This window comes from Goodfellowiella coeruleoviolacea, from assembly GCF_024171785.1.
Lineage (GTDB): Bacteria > Actinomycetota > Actinomycetes > Mycobacteriales > Pseudonocardiaceae > Goodfellowiella > Goodfellowiella coeruleoviolacea.
Window position 1 is genome coordinate 430,202 of sequence record NZ_JAMTCK010000007.1, and the last position, 16,070, is coordinate 446,271.

At 72.1% G+C, this 16,070-nt stretch carries 17 protein-coding genes; 15 read left to right on the forward strand and 2 right to left on the reverse strand.

Annotated elements, in window-relative coordinates; all coding sequences use genetic code 11:
* Positions 1–2: 2 nt before the first annotated feature.
* The gene (locus LX83_RS17885; protein ID WP_253772745.1) at positions 3–659 is read left to right on the forward strand and encodes a HEAT repeat domain-containing protein; all 657 of its coding nucleotides are present in this window, start codon (positions 3–5) and stop codon (positions 657–659) included.
* A 59-nt stretch (positions 660–718) separates the two neighbouring features.
* Here the strand turns inward: LX83_RS17885 and LX83_RS17890 are convergent, their stop codons facing one another.
* Positions 719–1,150 carry a B-4DMT family transporter gene (locus tag LX83_RS17890; RefSeq protein ID WP_253772747.1) on the reverse strand — a complete coding sequence of 144 codons (432 nt, stop codon included), beginning with the start codon at positions 1,148–1,150 and terminating at the stop codon, positions 719–721.
* Between the two features lie 472 nt (positions 1,151–1,622).
* Here LX83_RS17890 and efp point away from each other — a divergent pair, with 472 nt between their 5' ends.
* Positions 1,623–2,186, forward strand: a complete 564-nt coding sequence (gene efp / locus LX83_RS17895; RefSeq protein WP_253772749.1) for an elongation factor P — start codon at positions 1,623–1,625, stop codon at positions 2,184–2,186.
* A gap of 28 nt (positions 2,187–2,214) precedes the next feature.
* Positions 2,215–2,634 (forward strand): transcription antitermination factor NusB, encoded by a 420-nt coding sequence (gene nusB / locus LX83_RS17900; RefSeq protein ID WP_253772751.1) that lies wholly within the window; start codon positions 2,215–2,217, stop codon positions 2,632–2,634.
* 259 nt (positions 2,635–2,893) lie between these two features.
* Here the strand turns inward: nusB and bldD are convergent, their stop codons facing one another.
* Positions 2,894–3,382: a transcriptional regulator BldD gene (gene bldD / locus LX83_RS17905; protein ID WP_015103676.1), complete on the reverse strand. Its 489-nt coding sequence runs from the start codon at positions 3,380–3,382 to the stop codon at positions 2,894–2,896.
* A gap of 257 nt (positions 3,383–3,639) precedes the next feature.
* Between bldD and pyrR the strand changes: the two genes are divergently transcribed.
* From pyrR to LX83_RS17965, 12 genes are all read left to right on the forward strand, one after another.
* Complete coding sequence (gene pyrR, locus LX83_RS17910; RefSeq protein WP_308203998.1) at positions 3,640–4,239, forward strand: bifunctional pyr operon transcriptional regulator/uracil phosphoribosyltransferase PyrR; 600 nt, start codon at positions 3,640–3,642, stop codon at positions 4,237–4,239.
* The gene (locus LX83_RS17915) at positions 4,236–5,168 is read left to right on the forward strand and encodes an aspartate carbamoyltransferase catalytic subunit (protein ID WP_253772755.1); all 933 of its coding nucleotides are present in this window, start codon (positions 4,236–4,238) and stop codon (positions 5,166–5,168) included. The genes pyrR and LX83_RS17915 overlap by 4 nt, the downstream gene beginning before the upstream one ends.
* On the forward strand, positions 5,165–6,511 hold the full coding sequence (locus LX83_RS17920) for a dihydroorotase (protein WP_253772757.1): 1,347 nt from the start codon (positions 5,165–5,167) through the stop codon (positions 6,509–6,511). The genes LX83_RS17915 and LX83_RS17920 overlap by 4 nt, the downstream gene beginning before the upstream one ends.
* Positions 6,508–7,041, forward strand: coding sequence for a PH-like domain-containing protein (locus LX83_RS17925; protein WP_253772759.1), 534 nt, complete (start codon positions 6,508–6,510; stop codon positions 7,039–7,041). Before LX83_RS17920 ends, LX83_RS17925 begins: the two co-directional genes overlap by 4 nt.
* Entirely contained in the window at positions 7,038–8,186 is a 1,149-nt protein-coding gene (carA, locus tag LX83_RS17930; RefSeq protein WP_253772761.1) for a glutamine-hydrolyzing carbamoyl-phosphate synthase small subunit, read from the forward strand. The genes LX83_RS17925 and carA overlap by 4 nt, the downstream gene beginning before the upstream one ends.
* On the forward strand, positions 8,186–11,488 hold the full coding sequence (carB, locus tag LX83_RS17935; protein WP_253772763.1) for a carbamoyl-phosphate synthase large subunit: 3,303 nt from the start codon (positions 8,186–8,188) through the stop codon (positions 11,486–11,488). The genes carA and carB overlap by 1 nt, the downstream gene beginning before the upstream one ends.
* A gap of 91 nt (positions 11,489–11,579) precedes the next feature.
* On the forward strand, positions 11,580–12,494 hold the full coding sequence (gene pyrF, locus LX83_RS17940) for an orotidine-5'-phosphate decarboxylase (protein ID WP_253772824.1): 915 nt from the start codon (positions 11,580–11,582) through the stop codon (positions 12,492–12,494).
* Positions 12,495–13,019: 525 nt separating this feature from the next.
* The gene (gene mihF, locus LX83_RS17945) at positions 13,020–13,337 is read left to right on the forward strand and encodes an integration host factor, actinobacterial type (RefSeq protein WP_253772826.1); all 318 of its coding nucleotides are present in this window, start codon (positions 13,020–13,022) and stop codon (positions 13,335–13,337) included.
* On the forward strand, positions 13,334–13,984 hold the full coding sequence (gmk, locus tag LX83_RS17950) for a guanylate kinase (RefSeq protein WP_253772765.1): 651 nt from the start codon (positions 13,334–13,336) through the stop codon (positions 13,982–13,984). The genes mihF and gmk overlap by 4 nt, the downstream gene beginning before the upstream one ends.
* Before the next feature lie 54 nt (positions 13,985–14,038).
* On the forward strand, positions 14,039–14,320 hold the full coding sequence (gene rpoZ, locus LX83_RS17955; protein WP_253772768.1) for a DNA-directed RNA polymerase subunit omega: 282 nt from the start codon (positions 14,039–14,041) through the stop codon (positions 14,318–14,320).
* A gap of 92 nt (positions 14,321–14,412) precedes the next feature.
* Complete coding sequence (gene coaBC, locus LX83_RS17960; protein ID WP_253772828.1) at positions 14,413–15,609, forward strand: bifunctional phosphopantothenoylcysteine decarboxylase/phosphopantothenate--cysteine ligase CoaBC; 1,197 nt, start codon at positions 14,413–14,415, stop codon at positions 15,607–15,609.
* 60 nt (positions 15,610–15,669) lie between these two features.
* On the forward strand, positions 15,670–16,070 hold a 401-nt coding region (locus tag LX83_RS17965), incomplete at its 3' end, for an S-adenosylmethionine synthetase N-terminal domain-containing protein (RefSeq protein ID WP_308203999.1).

The following is a 16,070-nucleotide window of genomic DNA, read 5'->3' on the forward strand; positions in this document are numbered from 1 at the left end:
TGGTGCGGTTGAGCGGCGGCTGCCGGTCCCGTCGGTTCCTGTTCGACGGGACCGATTCCGCCGCGTTCGTGGCCGAGGTCGCCCGAACCTGCGGGTGGTCGCGGCTGCCGCCGAGGCCCAGGGACCAGACCGATGCCGGCGGGATCACCCTCCGCTGGGACGTGGATCGCGAACTCGACCCCGGTCTGCGGGTGACCTACACGGCGAACCCGCTGATCAACGCCTCGCACGTCATGGTCTCGTACCTGGTGGGGGACTGGACCCCGACCACCCGCGACGGGGCGCGACGCCGGGTGGAGAGCACCGCGGCGGTGTTCGCGGCGCACTGGTCGGTGCTGACCTTCGACGCGTTGCTCGCCGCCGTGGACACCGCACACGATCCGGACACCCGGTCGCTCGCGGTGCTGCGGGCCGGGCTTGGCGCGCCCGAAGACGTCGACCAGCGCTTTGTCGACCGGATCGGCGGGTGTGCCGGCAGCGAGGACGACCTCGTCCGCGAACACGCGGTCTGGGCGATGGCCTATGCCGAGTGGGCCGCGTTCCGGCCGACCCTGAGCCGGATGGCGACCGGAGACCCAGCCGACCGCCTGCGCGACATGGCGGCCGCGCCGCTGCGGGCCTTTGACCGCAGCGGCGTGCCCAACCCTGAAACCGACTAGCCGGAACCAGAACAGCCGGAACCAGAACAGTCCGAACCAGCCTGACCGCCGGCCGGAGTTCACCCGCCCGGCTCGTCCTCGGCCCCGCGTCCGGCGGCCTGCCTGGTGGCCAGCAGGCGCCCGAGCAGCAGACCCGCCGCGGCGGGCACCAGCACGAGCAGCGCGGTGAACGCGGCGCCGCCGGTCAGCGCGGGGCCCAGCGCCTCAAGCCCGGTCTGGTCGACCAGGACCGCCCGGGCGATCACCCCGAGCAGCCCGGCCAGGGGACCGGCGATCAGGGCCGCCACGAACCAGTCCATGCTTTGTCCCGGCCGGTTCCGCCGTCCGTCCAGCCCGCCCCAGGCCAGGGCGATGGCCACCACCACGGCCAGCGCGACCGGGCGCAGGGTGGCGCCCAGGTCGGGCTGGCGCACCGCGAGTGCGGCCAGCGCGGTCTGCACGGCGGCGTGTGCCACGGCCATGGCGGACGCGCGAATTACCCACCGGTACATGTGCACAGCTTAGGCAGCCGGCCGCCCGCCGGACACCGGTTCGCCGGCGCTGAACAGGCCGTCCCCCGAACCCGGCCGGGCGGCTCAGCCGGCCGCGGGTGTGCGCGAGATCACCCGTCGGCGACCTCGGCGGAGGTGGGCAACCGAGGTGGGCAACACTGACCAGGAGCGGTGCCGGTAGACTCTGGAGCGGTTTGCGGTCACCGTCGCAGCCGCGGGCCAGCCCGCGGCAACCGCGTCGGGGGCCGCGTCAGGGACACGCTGGAGGGCGACCCGCCAAGACCGCGGGCCTGGCCGGAGGTCGGGCCGCTCGCTCGGGACCGGGCGGCGGCTTCGCGGGAGGGGGATCACGCCAGGCGTACCACGGCCGTGTCCTGCGGCCCGCCGTGTCCGCGGCAGGCAGGCAACCATCCACCGAACGCACGAGACCTGGTAGCAGGCTCGCGTCACCACCACGGGAGAGACCACCACAGTGGCCACCACCAACGACCTGAAGAACGGGCTGGTGTTGAACCTGGACGGCCAGCTTTGGACCGTCGTGTCGTTCCAGCACGTCAAGCCGGGCAAGGGCGGCGCCTTCGTGCGCACCACGCTGAAGCACGTGCTCTCCGGCAAGGTGGTCGACAAGACATTCAACGCCGGGACCAAGGTCGACACCGCCACGGTGGACCGGCGCGAGATGACCTACCTGTACCGCGACGGCAACGACTACGTGTTCATGGACACCGACACCTACGACCAGATCACGGTGCCGGCCGAGACCGTGGCGGACGCGGCCAAGTACATGCTGGAGAACCAGAGCGTGATGGTCGCCACGCACGAGGGCAGCGCGCTGTACGTGGAGCTGCCCGCGTCGGTCGAGCTGGTGATCCAGCACACCGACCCCGGTCTGCAGGGCGACCGCTCCACCGGCGGCACCAAGCCGGCCACCCTGGAGACGGGCGCCGAGATCCAGGTCCCGCTGTTCGTCAGCACCGGCGAGAAGGTCAAGGTCGACACGCGGGACGGACGCTACCTCGGTCGCGTCAACAGCTAGTCAACCCACTCGTGGAACGGATCTGAACATGGGAGCACGCAGCAAGGCGCGCAAGCGTGCGGTCGACGTGCTCTATGAGGCGGACGTGCGCGGTGCGGACGCGGTGACCCTGCTCGCCGAGCGGGTCGGGTCACCCGATGTTCCGCCGGTCAACGACTACACCGTCACCCTGGTCGAGGGGGTGACCGCGCACCAGGCCCGGATCGACGAGCTGATCACCGAGCACGCCGAGGGGTGGACGCTGCAGCGCATGCCCGCGGTGGACCGGGCCGTGCTCCGGGTCGGCCTCTACGAGCTGCTGTGGGCCGGTGACGTGCCGGACGCGGTGGCCATCGACGAGGCCATCGAGCTGGCCAAGGCGCTGTCCACGGACGACTCGCCGCGGTTCGTCAACGGTGTGCTCGGCCGCATCGCGGTCATCGCCGACCAGCTGCGGGCCGTGCTCTGACGCCTGCTCCGGCCGCCGTCGCTGCCGTCAGCGGGCCTCCGGCCGCCGTGGCTCCCGGTCGTGGGGCCACGCCGGCCCACCGGCTGGCCGGCGTGGACCGCGGGCGCGCGCCCTGGCCGCCCAGGACCGGCGCTCACCGCGAATCCTGGTCGTCCCGGGTCAACGCCTGCCGCGGCCACAACGGCACGGCAACACCTGCCACGGGGCCCGTCAGCGCGACTGCCGCGCTGACGGGCCCCGTGGTGTTTCACCTGGTGACTCAGTCCTCCTTGGCTGGACGGGCTTCCGGCGGCAGCACGCCCCAGTCGATCAGCTGCTCGGTCAGCTCGCCCGGTGTCATGTCGTAGATGATCGCGAGGGAACGCAGGTCCTCGGTCCGGATGGACAGCACCTTGCCGTTGTAGTCACCGCGCTGGCTCTGGATGGTCGCGGCGTACCGGGCCAGCGGCCCGACCTTCTCCGCTGGTAGCTGCTGCAACCGTTCCAGGTTGATGACGATCTTTGTGGCTGGTTCGGCTCCAGAGGGCACCCGCCCCTCAGGCAGCAGTTCTGCCACGGGGACCCCGTAGAAGTCCGCGAGTTCCGCCAGCTTCTGCACGGTGACCGCACGGTCGCCGCGCTCGTAGGAGCCAACGACCACGGCTTTCCAGCGGCCGCCGGACTTCTGCTCAACGCCGTGCAGTGACAAACCCTGCTGCTGGCGGATAGCGCGGAGCTTGGCCCCCAGCGCCTTGGCGTAGTCGCCCATGTGGCGGTTCTCCGTTCATTCGCCCCGTCAGCCGGTAGGGGAGTGCCGCGGGGAGGCTTAGATCGATACGCAGAGTAATGGTCGCTCGCTGTCGTCACCAGGTCAAGCTGATCTCACTGCGTCAGCCGGGCGAGAGGTCCGACACCACCCGGAAGATTGACGTTCAGAGCCTGATACCGTGCAGGTCAGCCCGGTAAACGCCGGGTCCAGGCGTCCTTTAAGGACCCGTCCAGTGAGGCGGGGAAGGAGGTCCCTCCGTGGCGCCACGTGAGCGTGGCGCGACGGATCCGGCCGGGGAGCGAGAGCTTCTGACGGCCGGAGACGTCGCGCGCACCGTCGCCCGAATGGCCCATCAAATCATCGAAAAGACCGCTTTGGGCGCACCCAGCGCATCCAAAGTCGTCCTGCTGGGTATCCCTACCCGGGGAGCCCCGCTCGCCCGGCGGCTGGCCGCCCACATCGCCGAGTTCAGTGGCGTGGACGTGCCCACCGGCACCCTCGACGTCACCCTGTACCGGGATGACCTGCGCCGACGCCCGAACCGGCCGCTGGAGACCACCACGCTGCCCGCCGGTGGCGTGGACAATCGTTTGGTCGTGCTCGTCGACGACGTGCTGTTCTCCGGGCGGACCATCCGGGCGGCGCTGGACGCCCTGCGCGACCACGGTCGGCCCAACGCGGTCCAACTGGCCGTGCTGGTCGACCGGGGCCACCGCGAACTGCCCATCAGGGCCGACTACGTCGGCAAGAACGTTCCCACGGCACGCAGCGAGGAGGTCGCGGTCCTGCTCGCCGAGACCGACGGCCGCGACGGCGTGCTGCTGCGCCGAGGGCCGAGTCGCGAGGTGACTTCGTGAGGCACCTGCTCTCCGCCGAAGGGCTCGACCTGGCCGCGGCCACCGCCGTGCTGGACACGGCGGACAGCCTCAAGCAGGCCCTGCTGGGCAGGGAGGTCCGCAAGCTGCCCACCCTGCGCGGCCGGACCGTGGTGACGATGTTCTACGAGAACTCCACCCGCACCCGGGTCTCCTTCGAGGTCGCCGGCAAGTGGATGAGCGCCGATGTGGTCAACGTCTCAGCCAGCGGGTCGTCCGTGGGCAAGGGCGAGTCGCTGCGGGACACCGCGCTGACCCTGTCCGCGGTCGGCGCCGACTGCGTGATCGTCCGCCACCCCGCCTCGGGCGCGGCCCACCGACTGGCCGGGTGGCTGGACGGGACCGGGACCTGCGTGGTCAACGCGGGTGACGGAACTCACGAGCACCCCACCCAGGCCCTGCTGGACGCGGCCACGCTGCGGGACCGGCTCGGCGAGCTGGCCGGCCGCCGGGTGGCCATCGTGGGTGACGTGCTGCACAGCCGGGTGGCCCGGTCCAACGTGCACCTGCTCACCACGCTGGGCGCGGAGGTGGTGCTGGTCGCCCCGCCCACCCTGCTGCCGGTCGGCGTGGACACCTGGCCGGTGACCGTGTCCCACCACCTGGACGCCGAGCTGCCGAGCCTGGACGCGGTGATGCTGCTGCGGGTGCAGGCCGAGCGCATGCACGGCGGGTTCTTCCCGTCGGCCAAGGAGTACTCGCTGGCCTACGGCCTCAACCAGGCCCGGCTGCGGCTGCTGCCCGAGCACGCCGTGGTGCTGCACCCCGGACCCATGCTGCGCGGCATGGAGATCGCCTCGGCCGTGGCCGACTCGCCCAGGGCCGCCATCACCGACCAGGTGCGCAACGGGGTGCACGTGCGCATGGCCGTGCTCTACCACCTGCTCGCCGGAGAGGAGGCCGTCGCGTGACGAGCCAGCAGTCGGAGCGGACCGCCGGGCACAGCCGGGCGGCAGCCGCGACAACCCTGATCACCGGTGTCCGCTGCTACGGCGAGGGCGAACCGGTGAACCTGCTCCTGCGCGACGGCGTCATCGCCGAGATCGGCGCCCAGGTGCGCGACGCCGACGCCGAGGTGCTGGCCGCGGACGGGCTGATCGCCCTGCCCGGTTTCGTGGACCTGCACACCCACCTGCGCGAACCCGGCCGGGAGGACACCGAGACGATCGCCACCGGCTCGGCCGCGGCCGCGCTGGGCGGGTACACGGCGGTGTTCGCCATGGCCAACACCGACCCGGTCGCGGACAACGCCGTGGTCGTGGAGCACGTGTGGCGGCGGGGCCGCGAGGTCGGCCTGGTCGACGTGCACCCGGTGGGCGCGGTCACCGTGGGCCTGGCCGGGCAGAAGCTGGCCGAGCTGGGCACCATGGCCGCCTCCGCCGCGGGCGTGCGGATGTTCTCCGACGACGGCCACTGCGTGGCCGACCCGCTGGTGATGCGCCGGGCGCTGGAGTACAGCAAGGCGCTGGACGTGGTGATCGCCCAGCACGCCGAGGAGCCCCGGCTGACCGTGGGCGCCCAGGCCCACGAGGGGGAGCGGGCCGCCCGGCTCGGCCTGGCCGGGTGGCCGGCCGCGGCCGAGGAGGCGATCGTGGCCAGGGACTGCCTGCTCGCCCAGCACCTGTCCGCCCGGCTGCACGTCTGCCACGTGTCCACCGCGGGCACCGCCGACGTGCTGGCCTGGGCCAAGCAGCGGGCCGGCGGCGCGGGCATCTCCGCCGAGGTCACCCCGCACCACCTGCTGCTCACCGACGAGCGGCTGGCCAGCTACGACCCGGTGAACAAGGTCAACCCGCCGCTGCGCGCCAGCACGGACGTGGCCCGGCTGCGGACCGCGCTGGCCGAGGGCGTGATCGACTGCGTGGCCACCGACCACGCCCCGCACGCCCCCCAGGACAAGGACTGCGAGTGGGCCGCGGCCCGCCCGGGCATGCTCGGCCTGCAGACCGCGCTGTCGGTCGTGGTGCACACGATGGTCCGCTCTGGTTTGCTCGACTGGCGAGGGGTGGCCAGGGTGATGAGCGAACGGCCGGCCGAGATCGCCGGACTGCCCGACCAGGGCCGTCCCATCGCCGTTGGCGAGCCGGCGAACCTGGTGCTGGTGGACCCCGAGGCCACCTGGACCGTGCGCGGCGCCGAGCTGGCCAGCATTGCCGAGAACACCCCGTACGAGGGCATGGACCTGCCCGCGCGTGTGGTCTGCACCGTGCTGCGCGGCCGGGTGACCGCCCATGAGGGAAGGATTCGCCCGTGACCAGGGTGTTGTTGACGTTGGCCGTGGTGGCGTTCTTCGCGCTGTGCGTGTTCGGCATGTGGCGCGGCTGGCGGGCCAGGGCCCGCCGCCAGGCCGCCGTGCTGCCGCCGCTGCCCGCCGCACCGGCCGACCTGACCGCCGCACCGCTGCTGCCCGAGACGACCGGCGTGTACGTGGGCAGCACCACCGCCGGTGACTGGCAGGACCGGATCGCCGTGGGTGATCTCGGGTTCCGCTCGGCCGCCGTGCTCCGGTTGACCGGCGAGGGACTGCTGATCGACCGCACCGGTGCCCAGCCGCTGTGGATCCCGGCCGCCCAGCTGCGCGACGCGCGCACCGACCGGGCCCTGGCCGGCAAGGTGATGAGCCGCGACGGGCTGCTGGTGGTGCGCTGGCAGCTGGGCGACCAGCTGCTGGACACCGGCTTCCGCGGCGACCACAAGGACGTCTACCAGCGATGGGTGGCCCAGCTGCGCTCGTTGGCCGGTATCGAGGAGCAGGAGACCGTGTCGGGAGGGGCGCGAGCATGACCACACACACACCCGCGGTGCTGGTGCTGGAGGACGGCAAGGTCTTCCGCGGCGAGGCCTACGGCGCCGAGGGCAGTGCCCTGGGCGAGGCGGTGTTCGCCACCGGCATGACCGGCTACCAGGAGACCCTGACCGACCCGTCCTACCACCGGCAGATCGTGGTGCAGACCGCGCCGCAGATCGGCAACACCGGCTGGAACGACGAGGACGACGAGTCGGCCCGCATCCAGGTCGCCGGCTACGTGGTGCGCGACCCGGCCCGCATCCCGTCCAACTGGCGGGCCACCCGCTCCCTGGCCGACGCACTGCGCGACCAGCACATCGTCGGCATCTCCGGAGTCGACACCAGGGCGCTGACCAGGCACATCCGCGAACGCGGCGCCATGCGCGCCGGCGTGTTCTCCGGTGCCGCCCTCACCGACGAGCAGCGCATGCTGGAGCAGGTGCTGGCCAGCCCGTCCATGGCGGGCGCCGACCTGGCCGGCGCGGTGACCACACCCGAGCCCTACGTGGTGCCCGCGGTGGGGGAGCGCCGGTTCCGGGTGGCCGCGCTGGACCTGGGCATCAAGTCCAACACGCCGAGGATGATGGCGGCGCGCGGCATCGAGGTGCACGTGCTGCCGGCCGGCGTCAGCGCCGAGGACCTGCTCGCGGTCGAACCGGACGGGGTGTTCCTGTCCAACGGGCCGGGCGACCCGGCCACCGCGGACCACCCGGTGGCGTTGACCAGGGCCGTGCTGGAGCAGCGGATCCCCCTGTTCGGGATCTGCTTCGGCAACCAGATCCTCGGCCGCGCCCTGGGCCTGGGCACCTACAAGATGCGCTACGGGCACCGGGGCATCAACGTGCCGGTGATCGACACCGCGAGCGGGCGGGTCAGCATCACCGCGCACAACCACGGGTTCGCCCTGGCCGGCGAGGCCGGACAGCGCTTCGACTCGCCGTTCGGCCAGGCCCAGGTCAGCCACTACTGCCCCAACGACGGCACCGTCGAGGGCATCCGCTGCCAGGACGTGCCCGCGTTCAGCGTGCAGTACCACCCCGAGGCCGCGGCCGGACCGCACGACGCCGCGCCCCTGTTCGACGAGTTCTGTGACCTGATGGCCGGTTCCACCGGCGGTAACCGGATGAGTGAGGCTGGCTGATGCCCAAGCGGACCGACCTTTCCCATGTGCTGGTGATCGGCTCCGGGCCGATCGTGATCGGCCAGGCGTGCGAGTTCGACTACTCGGGTACCCAGGCCTGCCGCGTGCTGCGCGAGGAGGGCCTGCGGGTCAGCCTGGTCAACTCCAACCCGGCCACCATCATGACCGACCCGGAGTTCGCCGACGCCACCTACATCGAGCCGATCACCCCCGAGTTCGTCGAGAAGGTGATCGCGGCCGAGCGGCCGGACGCCCTGCTGGCCACGCTCGGCGGGCAGACCGCGCTGAACACCGCGGTGGCCCTGCACGAGCGCGGCGTGCTGGAGAAGTACGGCGTGGAGCTGATCGGCGCCGACATCGACGCCATCCAGCGCGGCGAGGACCGGCAGAAGTTCAAGGACATCGTCGCGCAGGTCGGCGGCGAGACACCGCGCAGCCGGGTGTGCCACTCCATGGACGAGGTGCGCGCCACCGTGGACGAACTCGGGCTGCCCGTGGTGATCCGGCCGTCGTTCACCATGGGCGGCCTCGGCTCCGGCATGGCCCACACCGGTGAGGAGCTGGAGCGGCTGGCCTCCACCGGCCTGGCCGAGAGCCCGGTGCACGAGGTGCTGATCGAGGAGAGCGTGCTCGGCTGGAAGGAGTACGAACTCGAACTCATGCGCGACCACCGCGACAACGTGGTGGTGGTGTGCTCGATCGAGAACGTCGACCCGATGGGCGTGCACACCGGCGACTCGGTGACCGTGGCCCCGGCCATGACCCTGACCGACCGCGAGTACCAGCACATGCGCAACGTGGGCATCGCCGTGCTGCGCGCGGTCGGCGTGGACACCGGCGGCTGCAACATCCAGTTCGCCATCAACCCGGAGAACGGCCGGATGGTGGTCATCGAGATGAACCCGAGGGTCTCCCGGTCCTCGGCGCTCGCCTCCAAGGCCACCGGCTTCCCGATCGCCAAGATCGCCGCCAAGCTGGCCATCGGCTACACCCTGGACGAGATCCACAACGACATCACCGGCGAGACCCCGGCCAGCTTCGAGCCGACCCTGGACTACGTGGTCGTGAAGATCCCCAGGTTCGCCTTTGAGAAGTTCCCCGGGGCCGACCCCGCGCTGACCACCACCATGAAGAGCGTGGGCGAGGCCATGGCGCTCGGCCGCAACTTCGTCGAGGCGCTGGGCAAGGCCATGCGCTCGATGGAGACCAAGGCCGCCGGCTTCTGGACCACCCCCGACCCGGCCGGCGCCACCCTGGAGTCCACCCTGGCCCAGCTGCGCACCGGCCACGACGGCCGGCTCTACACGGTGGAACGCGCGCTGCGGCTGGGCGCCAGCGTGGCGCAGGTGGCCGAGGCCTCCGGCGTCGACCCGTGGTTCGTCGACCAGATCGCCTCGCTGGTGCGGCTGCGCGAGGAGATCCTGGCCGAGCCGGTGCTGTCCGAGACGCTGCTGCGCCGGGCCAAGCGGGCCGGGCTGTCCGACCGGCAGATCGCCGCGCTGCGCCCGGAGCTGGCCGGCGAGGACGGCGTGCGCGCGCTGCGGCACCGGCTGGGCGTGCGCCCGGTGTTCAAGACCGTGGACACCTGCGCGGCCGAGTTCGCCGCCCGCACCCCGTACCACTACTCGGCCTACGAGTCCGACCCGGCCGCCGAGTCGGAGGTGACCGAGCAGCGCGACCGGCCCAAGGTGCTGATCCTGGGCTCCGGGCCCAACCGGATCGGCCAGGGCATCGAGTTCGACTACTCGTGCGTGCACGCGGCCATGGCGCTGCGCGCGGCCGGCCTGGAAACCGTCATGGTCAACTGCAACCCGGAGACGGTGTCCACCGACTACGACACCTCCGACCGCCTCTACTTCGAGCCGCTGACCTTCGAGGACGTGCTGGAGGTGGTGCACGCCGAGCAGGCGTCCGGCGAGGTGGCCGGGGTGATCGTGCAGCTGGGCGGGCAGACCCCGCTGGGCCTGGCGCGGCGGCTGGCCGACGCCGGCGTCCCGATCGTGGGCACCCCGCCGGAGGCCATCCACCTGGCCGAGGACCGGGGCTCGTTCGGCGAGGTGCTGGCCGCCGCCGGGCTGCCGGCGCCGCGCTACGGCACGGCCACCTCGTTCGCCGGCGCCAAGCGGGTCGCCGACGAGATCGGCTACCCCGTGCTGGTGCGGCCCTCCTACGTGCTGGGCGGGCGCGGCATGGAGATCGTCTACGACGAGGAGTCGCTGGCCGCCTACATCGCCAGGGCCACCGAGGTCAGCCCGGAACACCCGGTGCTGGTCGACCGGTTCCTCGACGACGCCATCGAGATCGACGTGGACGCGCTGTGCGACGGCACCGAGGTCTTCCTGGGCGGGGTCATGGAGCACATCGAGGAGGCCGGCATCCACTCCGGTGACTCCTCCTGCGCGCTGCCCCCGATCACCCTGGGCCGCACCGACGTGGCCGCGGTGCGCCGCTGCACCGAGGCCATCGCCAAGGGGATCGGCGTGCGCGGCCTGCTCAACGTGCAGTACGCGCTCAAGGACGACGTGCTCTACGTGCTGGAGGCCAACCCCAGGGCCAGCCGGACCGTGCCGTTCGTGTCCAAGGCCACGGCCGTGCCGCTGGCCAAGGCGGCGGCACGGATCATGCTCGGCGCCAGCATCGCCGAGCTGCGCGCCGAAGGCCTGCTGCCAGCCCGCGGCGACGGCGCCGACCTGCCCGAGGACGCCCCGATCGCGGTCAAGGAGGCCGTGCTGCCGTTCCACCGGTTCCGCACGCCCGAGGGGCACGGGGTGGACTCGCTGCTGGGTCCGGAGATGAAGTCCACCGGCGAGGTGATGGGCATCGACACCTCGTTCGGCCAGGCCTTCGCCAAGTCCCAGACCGCCTCCTACGGCTCGCTGCCCACCTCCGGCCGGGTGTTCGTGTCCGTGGCCAACCGGGACAAGCGCTCGGTGGTGTTCCCGGTCAAGCGCCTGGCCGACCTGGGCTTCGAAGTGCTGGCCACCTCCGGCACCGCCGAGGTGCTGCGGCGCAACGGCATCCCGTGCACCGTGGTGCGCAAGCACTTCGAGGGTGACAAGAACATCGTGGACGAGATCCTGGCCGGCACGGTCGACCTGGTGATCAACACACCCTACGGCAACAGCGGTCCCCGCATCGACGGCTACGAGATCCGCACCGCCGCGGTGGCCAGGGACATCCCCTGCGTCACCACCATCCAGGGCGCCGCCGCGGCCGTGCACGGCATCGAGGCCCTGATCAGGGGCGACATCGGGGTCCGGCCGCTGCAGGCGTTGCAGGCCGCGCTGCGGGCCCAGCGGTGAGCCGGGCTGCCGAGGCGGCGCACGCCGAGCAGGGACGCCGCCGGGAGACGGGCCGCCGGGCGAGGAGCCGCCGGGGAGAGGAGACGCCGTGGTGAACCCGCGACCGTTCGGCGCGCGGCTGACCGAGGCGGTCGCCGCCAGGGGACCGCTGTGCGTGGGCATCGACCCGCACCCGGGCCTGCTGCGCGACTGGGGCCTGTCCGTGGACGTGGCCGGGCTGGAACGCTTCGCCATGACCTGCGTGGCCGCCCTGGCCGAGGACATCGCCGTGCTCAAGCCCCAGTCGGCGTTCTTCGAGGCGTTCGGCTCGGCCGGGGTGGCCGTGCTGGAGCGGGTCATCGCCGAGGCCAGGCAGGCCGGGACCGTGGTGCTGCTGGACGCCAAGCGCGGCGACATCGGCTCCACCATGGCCGCCTACGCCTCGGCCTACCTCACCGACGGCTCGCCCCTGGCCGCCGACGCCGTGACGCTGTCGCCCTACCTGGGCTTCGGCTCGCTGGAGCCGGCCCTGACCGCGGCACGGGCCAGCGGGCGCGGCGTGTTCGTGCTCGCGGCGACCTCCAACCCCGAGGCCGGTGAACTGCAGGGCGCGCTCGTGCCGGCCGACCCGCCGGGGCCGGTGGCCGCGCCCACCTCCCCGGGCCGGGCCGGCCCCGCCGGGCGGAGCGTGGCCCAGTCCGTGGTGGCCGCGGCGGCGGCCCGCAACGCCGGGCTGACCCCGCTGGGCGATGTCGGCGTGGTGATCGGCGCGACCCTGGGCCGCAACGGGGGCGACGCCCCCGAGTTCGACCTGACCGGGCTCAACGGGCCGATCCTGGCCCCCGGCTTCGGCGCCCAGGGCGCCACCGTGGCCGATCTGGCCAGGCTGTTCGGCGACAACCTGCGCCACGTGCTGCCCACCTCGTCGCGGGACGTGCTCCGGCACGGCCCGAACGAGGCGGCACTGCGGGACGCCGCGCTGCGCACGCGTGACGAGGTGAGCGCGCTGCGTGAGGGACACGGCTGACATGCCGACGCGACACCGGGCGGGCCGCTGCGGCCGGGCGGCCCACCCGGTGTTCGCGGGTGTCTTCGCGCGTCATTGTGACCTGACACGCCCGCGCCGTCCCGCGTTTTCCGCAGTTTTCGCGCCCGAATCACAGCCGCGGCGCCGGTGCCGTGACGGGAAGCTCACTTTTGCTCGGCGTGTGCGCGGTGAGCTGCGAAGACGCTTCGGAAGTCCGGTTCGTCGCCGAATTCGGCGACACCTGGATGACACCCTATTGACCGCAGGTGATGATCCATACCACACTGCCCGTAGCTGGCACGTCACCGGTGGCGGTGATAAAGCTGTCAGGGAGTATTGGTAGTACTTCCTCTCGCCGCGCACCACGACCGCGCGCAAGTCTTACCCGACCGGGTGGGGCCGTTGTCTCCGACACGGGTCTGCATTGACCGAGGAGGCTTCCCGGACCCACGTTGTACCGAGTCAGATGCGGTCGGTACGGTCGCGGCACCGATCCAGATGGAAACCCACACCACGGAGGAAATCGTGGCCCTTCCCCAGCTGACCGAGGAGCAGCGGGCCGCAGCGCTGGAGAAGGCTGCTGCCGCCCGTCGCGCCCGGGCTGAGCTCAAGGAGCGCCTCAAGCGCGGCGGCACCAGTCTGAAGGACGTGCTGGCCGCTGCGGACAGCGATGAGGTCCTGGGCAAGATGAAGGTGTCCGCGCTGCTTGAGGCTCTGCCCGGCGTCGGTAAGGTCCGTGCGCAGCAGATCATGGAGCGGTTGGAGATCGCTTCGAGCCGTCGACTGCGCGGCCTGGGCGAGCGGCAGCGCAAGGCGCTGCTCACCGAGTTCAGCGGCGAGTGAGTAGGACCGAGCCGGGGTTGGGCGGCGACGCCCGGCCCCGGCTCACCGTGGTGTCCGGCCCATCCGGGGTCGGTAAGTCGAGCGTGCTCGCCGAAGTGCGCCGGCGACGACCCGAGGTGTACTTCAGCGTCTCCGTCACCACCAGGAAGCCCAGGCCTGGCGAGGTGGACGGAGTGCACTACCACTTCGTGGACCCCGAGACCTTCCGGAACCTGGCCGACACCGGTGAGCTGCTGGAACAGGCCGAGTACGCGGGCAACCGCTACGGCACGCCGAGGGGCCCGGTGCAGCGGGCGCTGGACGCGGGCCGGCCGGCCCTGCTGGAGATCGAGCTGCAGGGCGCGCGGCAGGTTCGGGCGCGGATGCCCGAGGCCCAGCTGGTCATGCTGGTGCCGCCGTCCTGGGACGAACTGGTCGCCCGGTTGACCCGCCGGGGCACCGAGGACCCGGCCGTCGTGGCCAGGCGCCTTGAGGTGGCCAGGCAGGAACTGGCGGCCGAGGACGAGTTCGACGCGGTCGTGGTGAACACCGACGTGCTCACCGCCGCCGATGAGTTGGTAGCCTTGGTGGTCGGGCAAGGACCCGGCGCTGCCACGCGGCCAGACCGCGGACCGGTACGTGGCGCGTCGAGGACGAGGCGGGGCTGACGGCTCCGCCGTCGGACCCGCCACCTGATTCTGACGAGCGCAGGAGCGTTGCGAGTGACCACCACCCCCACCGAGCTGGGTGAGCTGACCGGCTCCCCCGAGGGCATCACCAACCCGCCCATCGACGACCTGCTCGCGCAGGTCAGCTCCAAGTACGCCCTGGTGATCTACGCCGCCAAGCGGGCTCGCCAGATCAACGACTACTACGCGCAGCTCGGCGAGGGGCTGCTGGAGTACGTCGGCCCGCTGGTCGAGCCGGGTCCCCGGGAGAAGCCCCTGTCGATCGCCCTGCGTGAGATCCACGCGGGCATGCTCGAACACACCGAGGGCGAGTGAACCTGGGTCAGCCGGTCGGCGCGGCCGACGCCGGACAGCGGCGTGCGGCCGGTGACGTGCTGGCCGATCCCACCCCGAGCAGACCCCGGGTGGTGCTCGGGGTCGGCGGGGGGATCGCCGCGTTCAAGTCGTGCGAGCTGCTGCGTCGGCTGACCGAGTCCGGACACGACGTGACCGTGGTGCCCACCGAGGCGGCACTGCGGTTCATCGGTGCGGCCACGTTCGAGGCACTGTCCGGTCACCCGGTGCGCACCGGCGTGTTCGAGGACGTCCCCGAGGTGCGCCACGTGCGCATCGGGCAGGAGGCCGACCTGATCGTGGTGGCCCCGGCCACCGCCGACCTCATCGCCAGGGCCGCCCACGGCCTGGCCGACGACCTGCTCACCGCCACCCTGTTGACCGCCCGCTGCCCGGTGCTGCTGGTGCCCGCCATGCACACCGAGATGTGGGAGCACCCGGCGACCAGGGACAACGTCGCGCTGCTGCGGTCGCGGGGAGTGGTGGTGGCCGAGCCGGCCAGCGGTCGGCTCACCGGCGTGGACACCGGCAAGGGCCGGATGCCCGAGGCCGTGGAGATCGCCGAACTGGCCCGGCTGCTGCTGGCCAGGCCCGACGCCCTGCCCAGGGACCTGACCGGCACGCGGGTGGTGGTCTCGGCCGGCGGCACCCGCGAGCCCCTCGACCCCGTCCGCTACCTGGGCAACCGCTCCTCCGGCCGGCAGGGTTTCGCGCTGGCCAGGGTCGCCGCCCAGCGCGGTGCCGAGGTCACCCTGGTGGCCGCGCACACCGCCGACCTGGTTCACCCGGCCGGCGTCACCGTGCGGCGGGTGGGCACCGCCGAGGAACTGCGCCAGGCCGTCCACGAGGAGGCCGCCACCGCTGACGTGGTGGTGATGGCCGCCGCCGTGGCCGATTTCCGCCCGGTGGACACCGCGGCGCACAAGATCAAGAAAACCGACCGGGACCCGGACCCGGTCGTGCTGACCCGCAACCCCGACGTGCTGGCGGAGCTGGTGGCCAAGCGCCGCCCCGGCCAGTTGATCGTGGGCTTTGCCGCGGAAACCGGTGACCCAGGCGCTGACGTGCTGGAACACGGCCGTGCCAAGCTCAGGCGCAAGGGCTGCGACCTGCTGGTGGTCAACGCGGTCGGCGAGGGCGGCGCGTTCGAGGGTGAGGACAACGCGGGCTGGCTGCTGGCCGCGGACGGCACCGAGACACCGATCCCGCGGGGGAGCAAGGCCCAGTTGGCCGCCGTGCTGTGGGACGCCGTCCACCTACTGAGCGACTGACCGGGACTGGACCCCGCTCAGTACCCTGCACCTGTAACTGATCCCGAAATTGGGGGTGCCGTGAGCACGCACAACCGTCGCCTTTTCACCAGCGAGTCGGTGACCGAAGGACATCCGGACAAGATCTGCGACGCGATCAGTGACTCGGTGTTGGACGCGTTGCTCGCGGCGGATCCGCGGTCGCGGGTGGCGGTGGAGACGCTGGTGACCACCGGTCAGGTGCACGTGGTCGGTGAGGTGACCACGGATGCGTACGTGGACATCCCCAGCATTGTGCGGGATGTGATCCTGCGGATCGGGTATGACTCGTCGGCCAAGGGGTTTGACGGCAACTCGTGCGGGGTGAACGTGGCCATCGGGTCGCAGTCGCCGGACATCGCGCAGGGGGTGGACGCCGCGTACGAGGCGCGGGTGGACAACGCGATCGATGAGATCGACCGGCAGGGTGCTGGTGACCAGGG

Excerpts from the sequence above, each read along its gene's own strand:
- nusB (WP_253772751.1), top strand. The coding sequence starts at position 2,215 with ATGGGAGCACGCAGCAAGGCGCGCAAGCGTGCGGTCGACGTGCTCTAT.
- carB (WP_253772763.1), top strand. The coding sequence starts at position 8,186 with ATGCCCAAGCGGACCGACCTTTCCCATGTGCTGGTGATCGGCTCCGGG.
- carA (WP_253772761.1), top strand. The coding sequence starts at position 7,038 with ATGACCACACACACACCCGCGGTGCTGGTGCTGGAGGACGGCAAGGTC.
- bldD (WP_015103676.1), bottom strand. The coding sequence starts at position 3,382 with ATGGGCGACTACGCCAAGGCGCTGGGGGCCAAGCTCCGCGCTATCCGC.
- LX83_RS17890 (WP_253772747.1), bottom strand. The coding sequence starts at position 1,150 with ATGTACCGGTGGGTAATTCGCGCGTCCGCCATGGCCGTGGCACACGCC.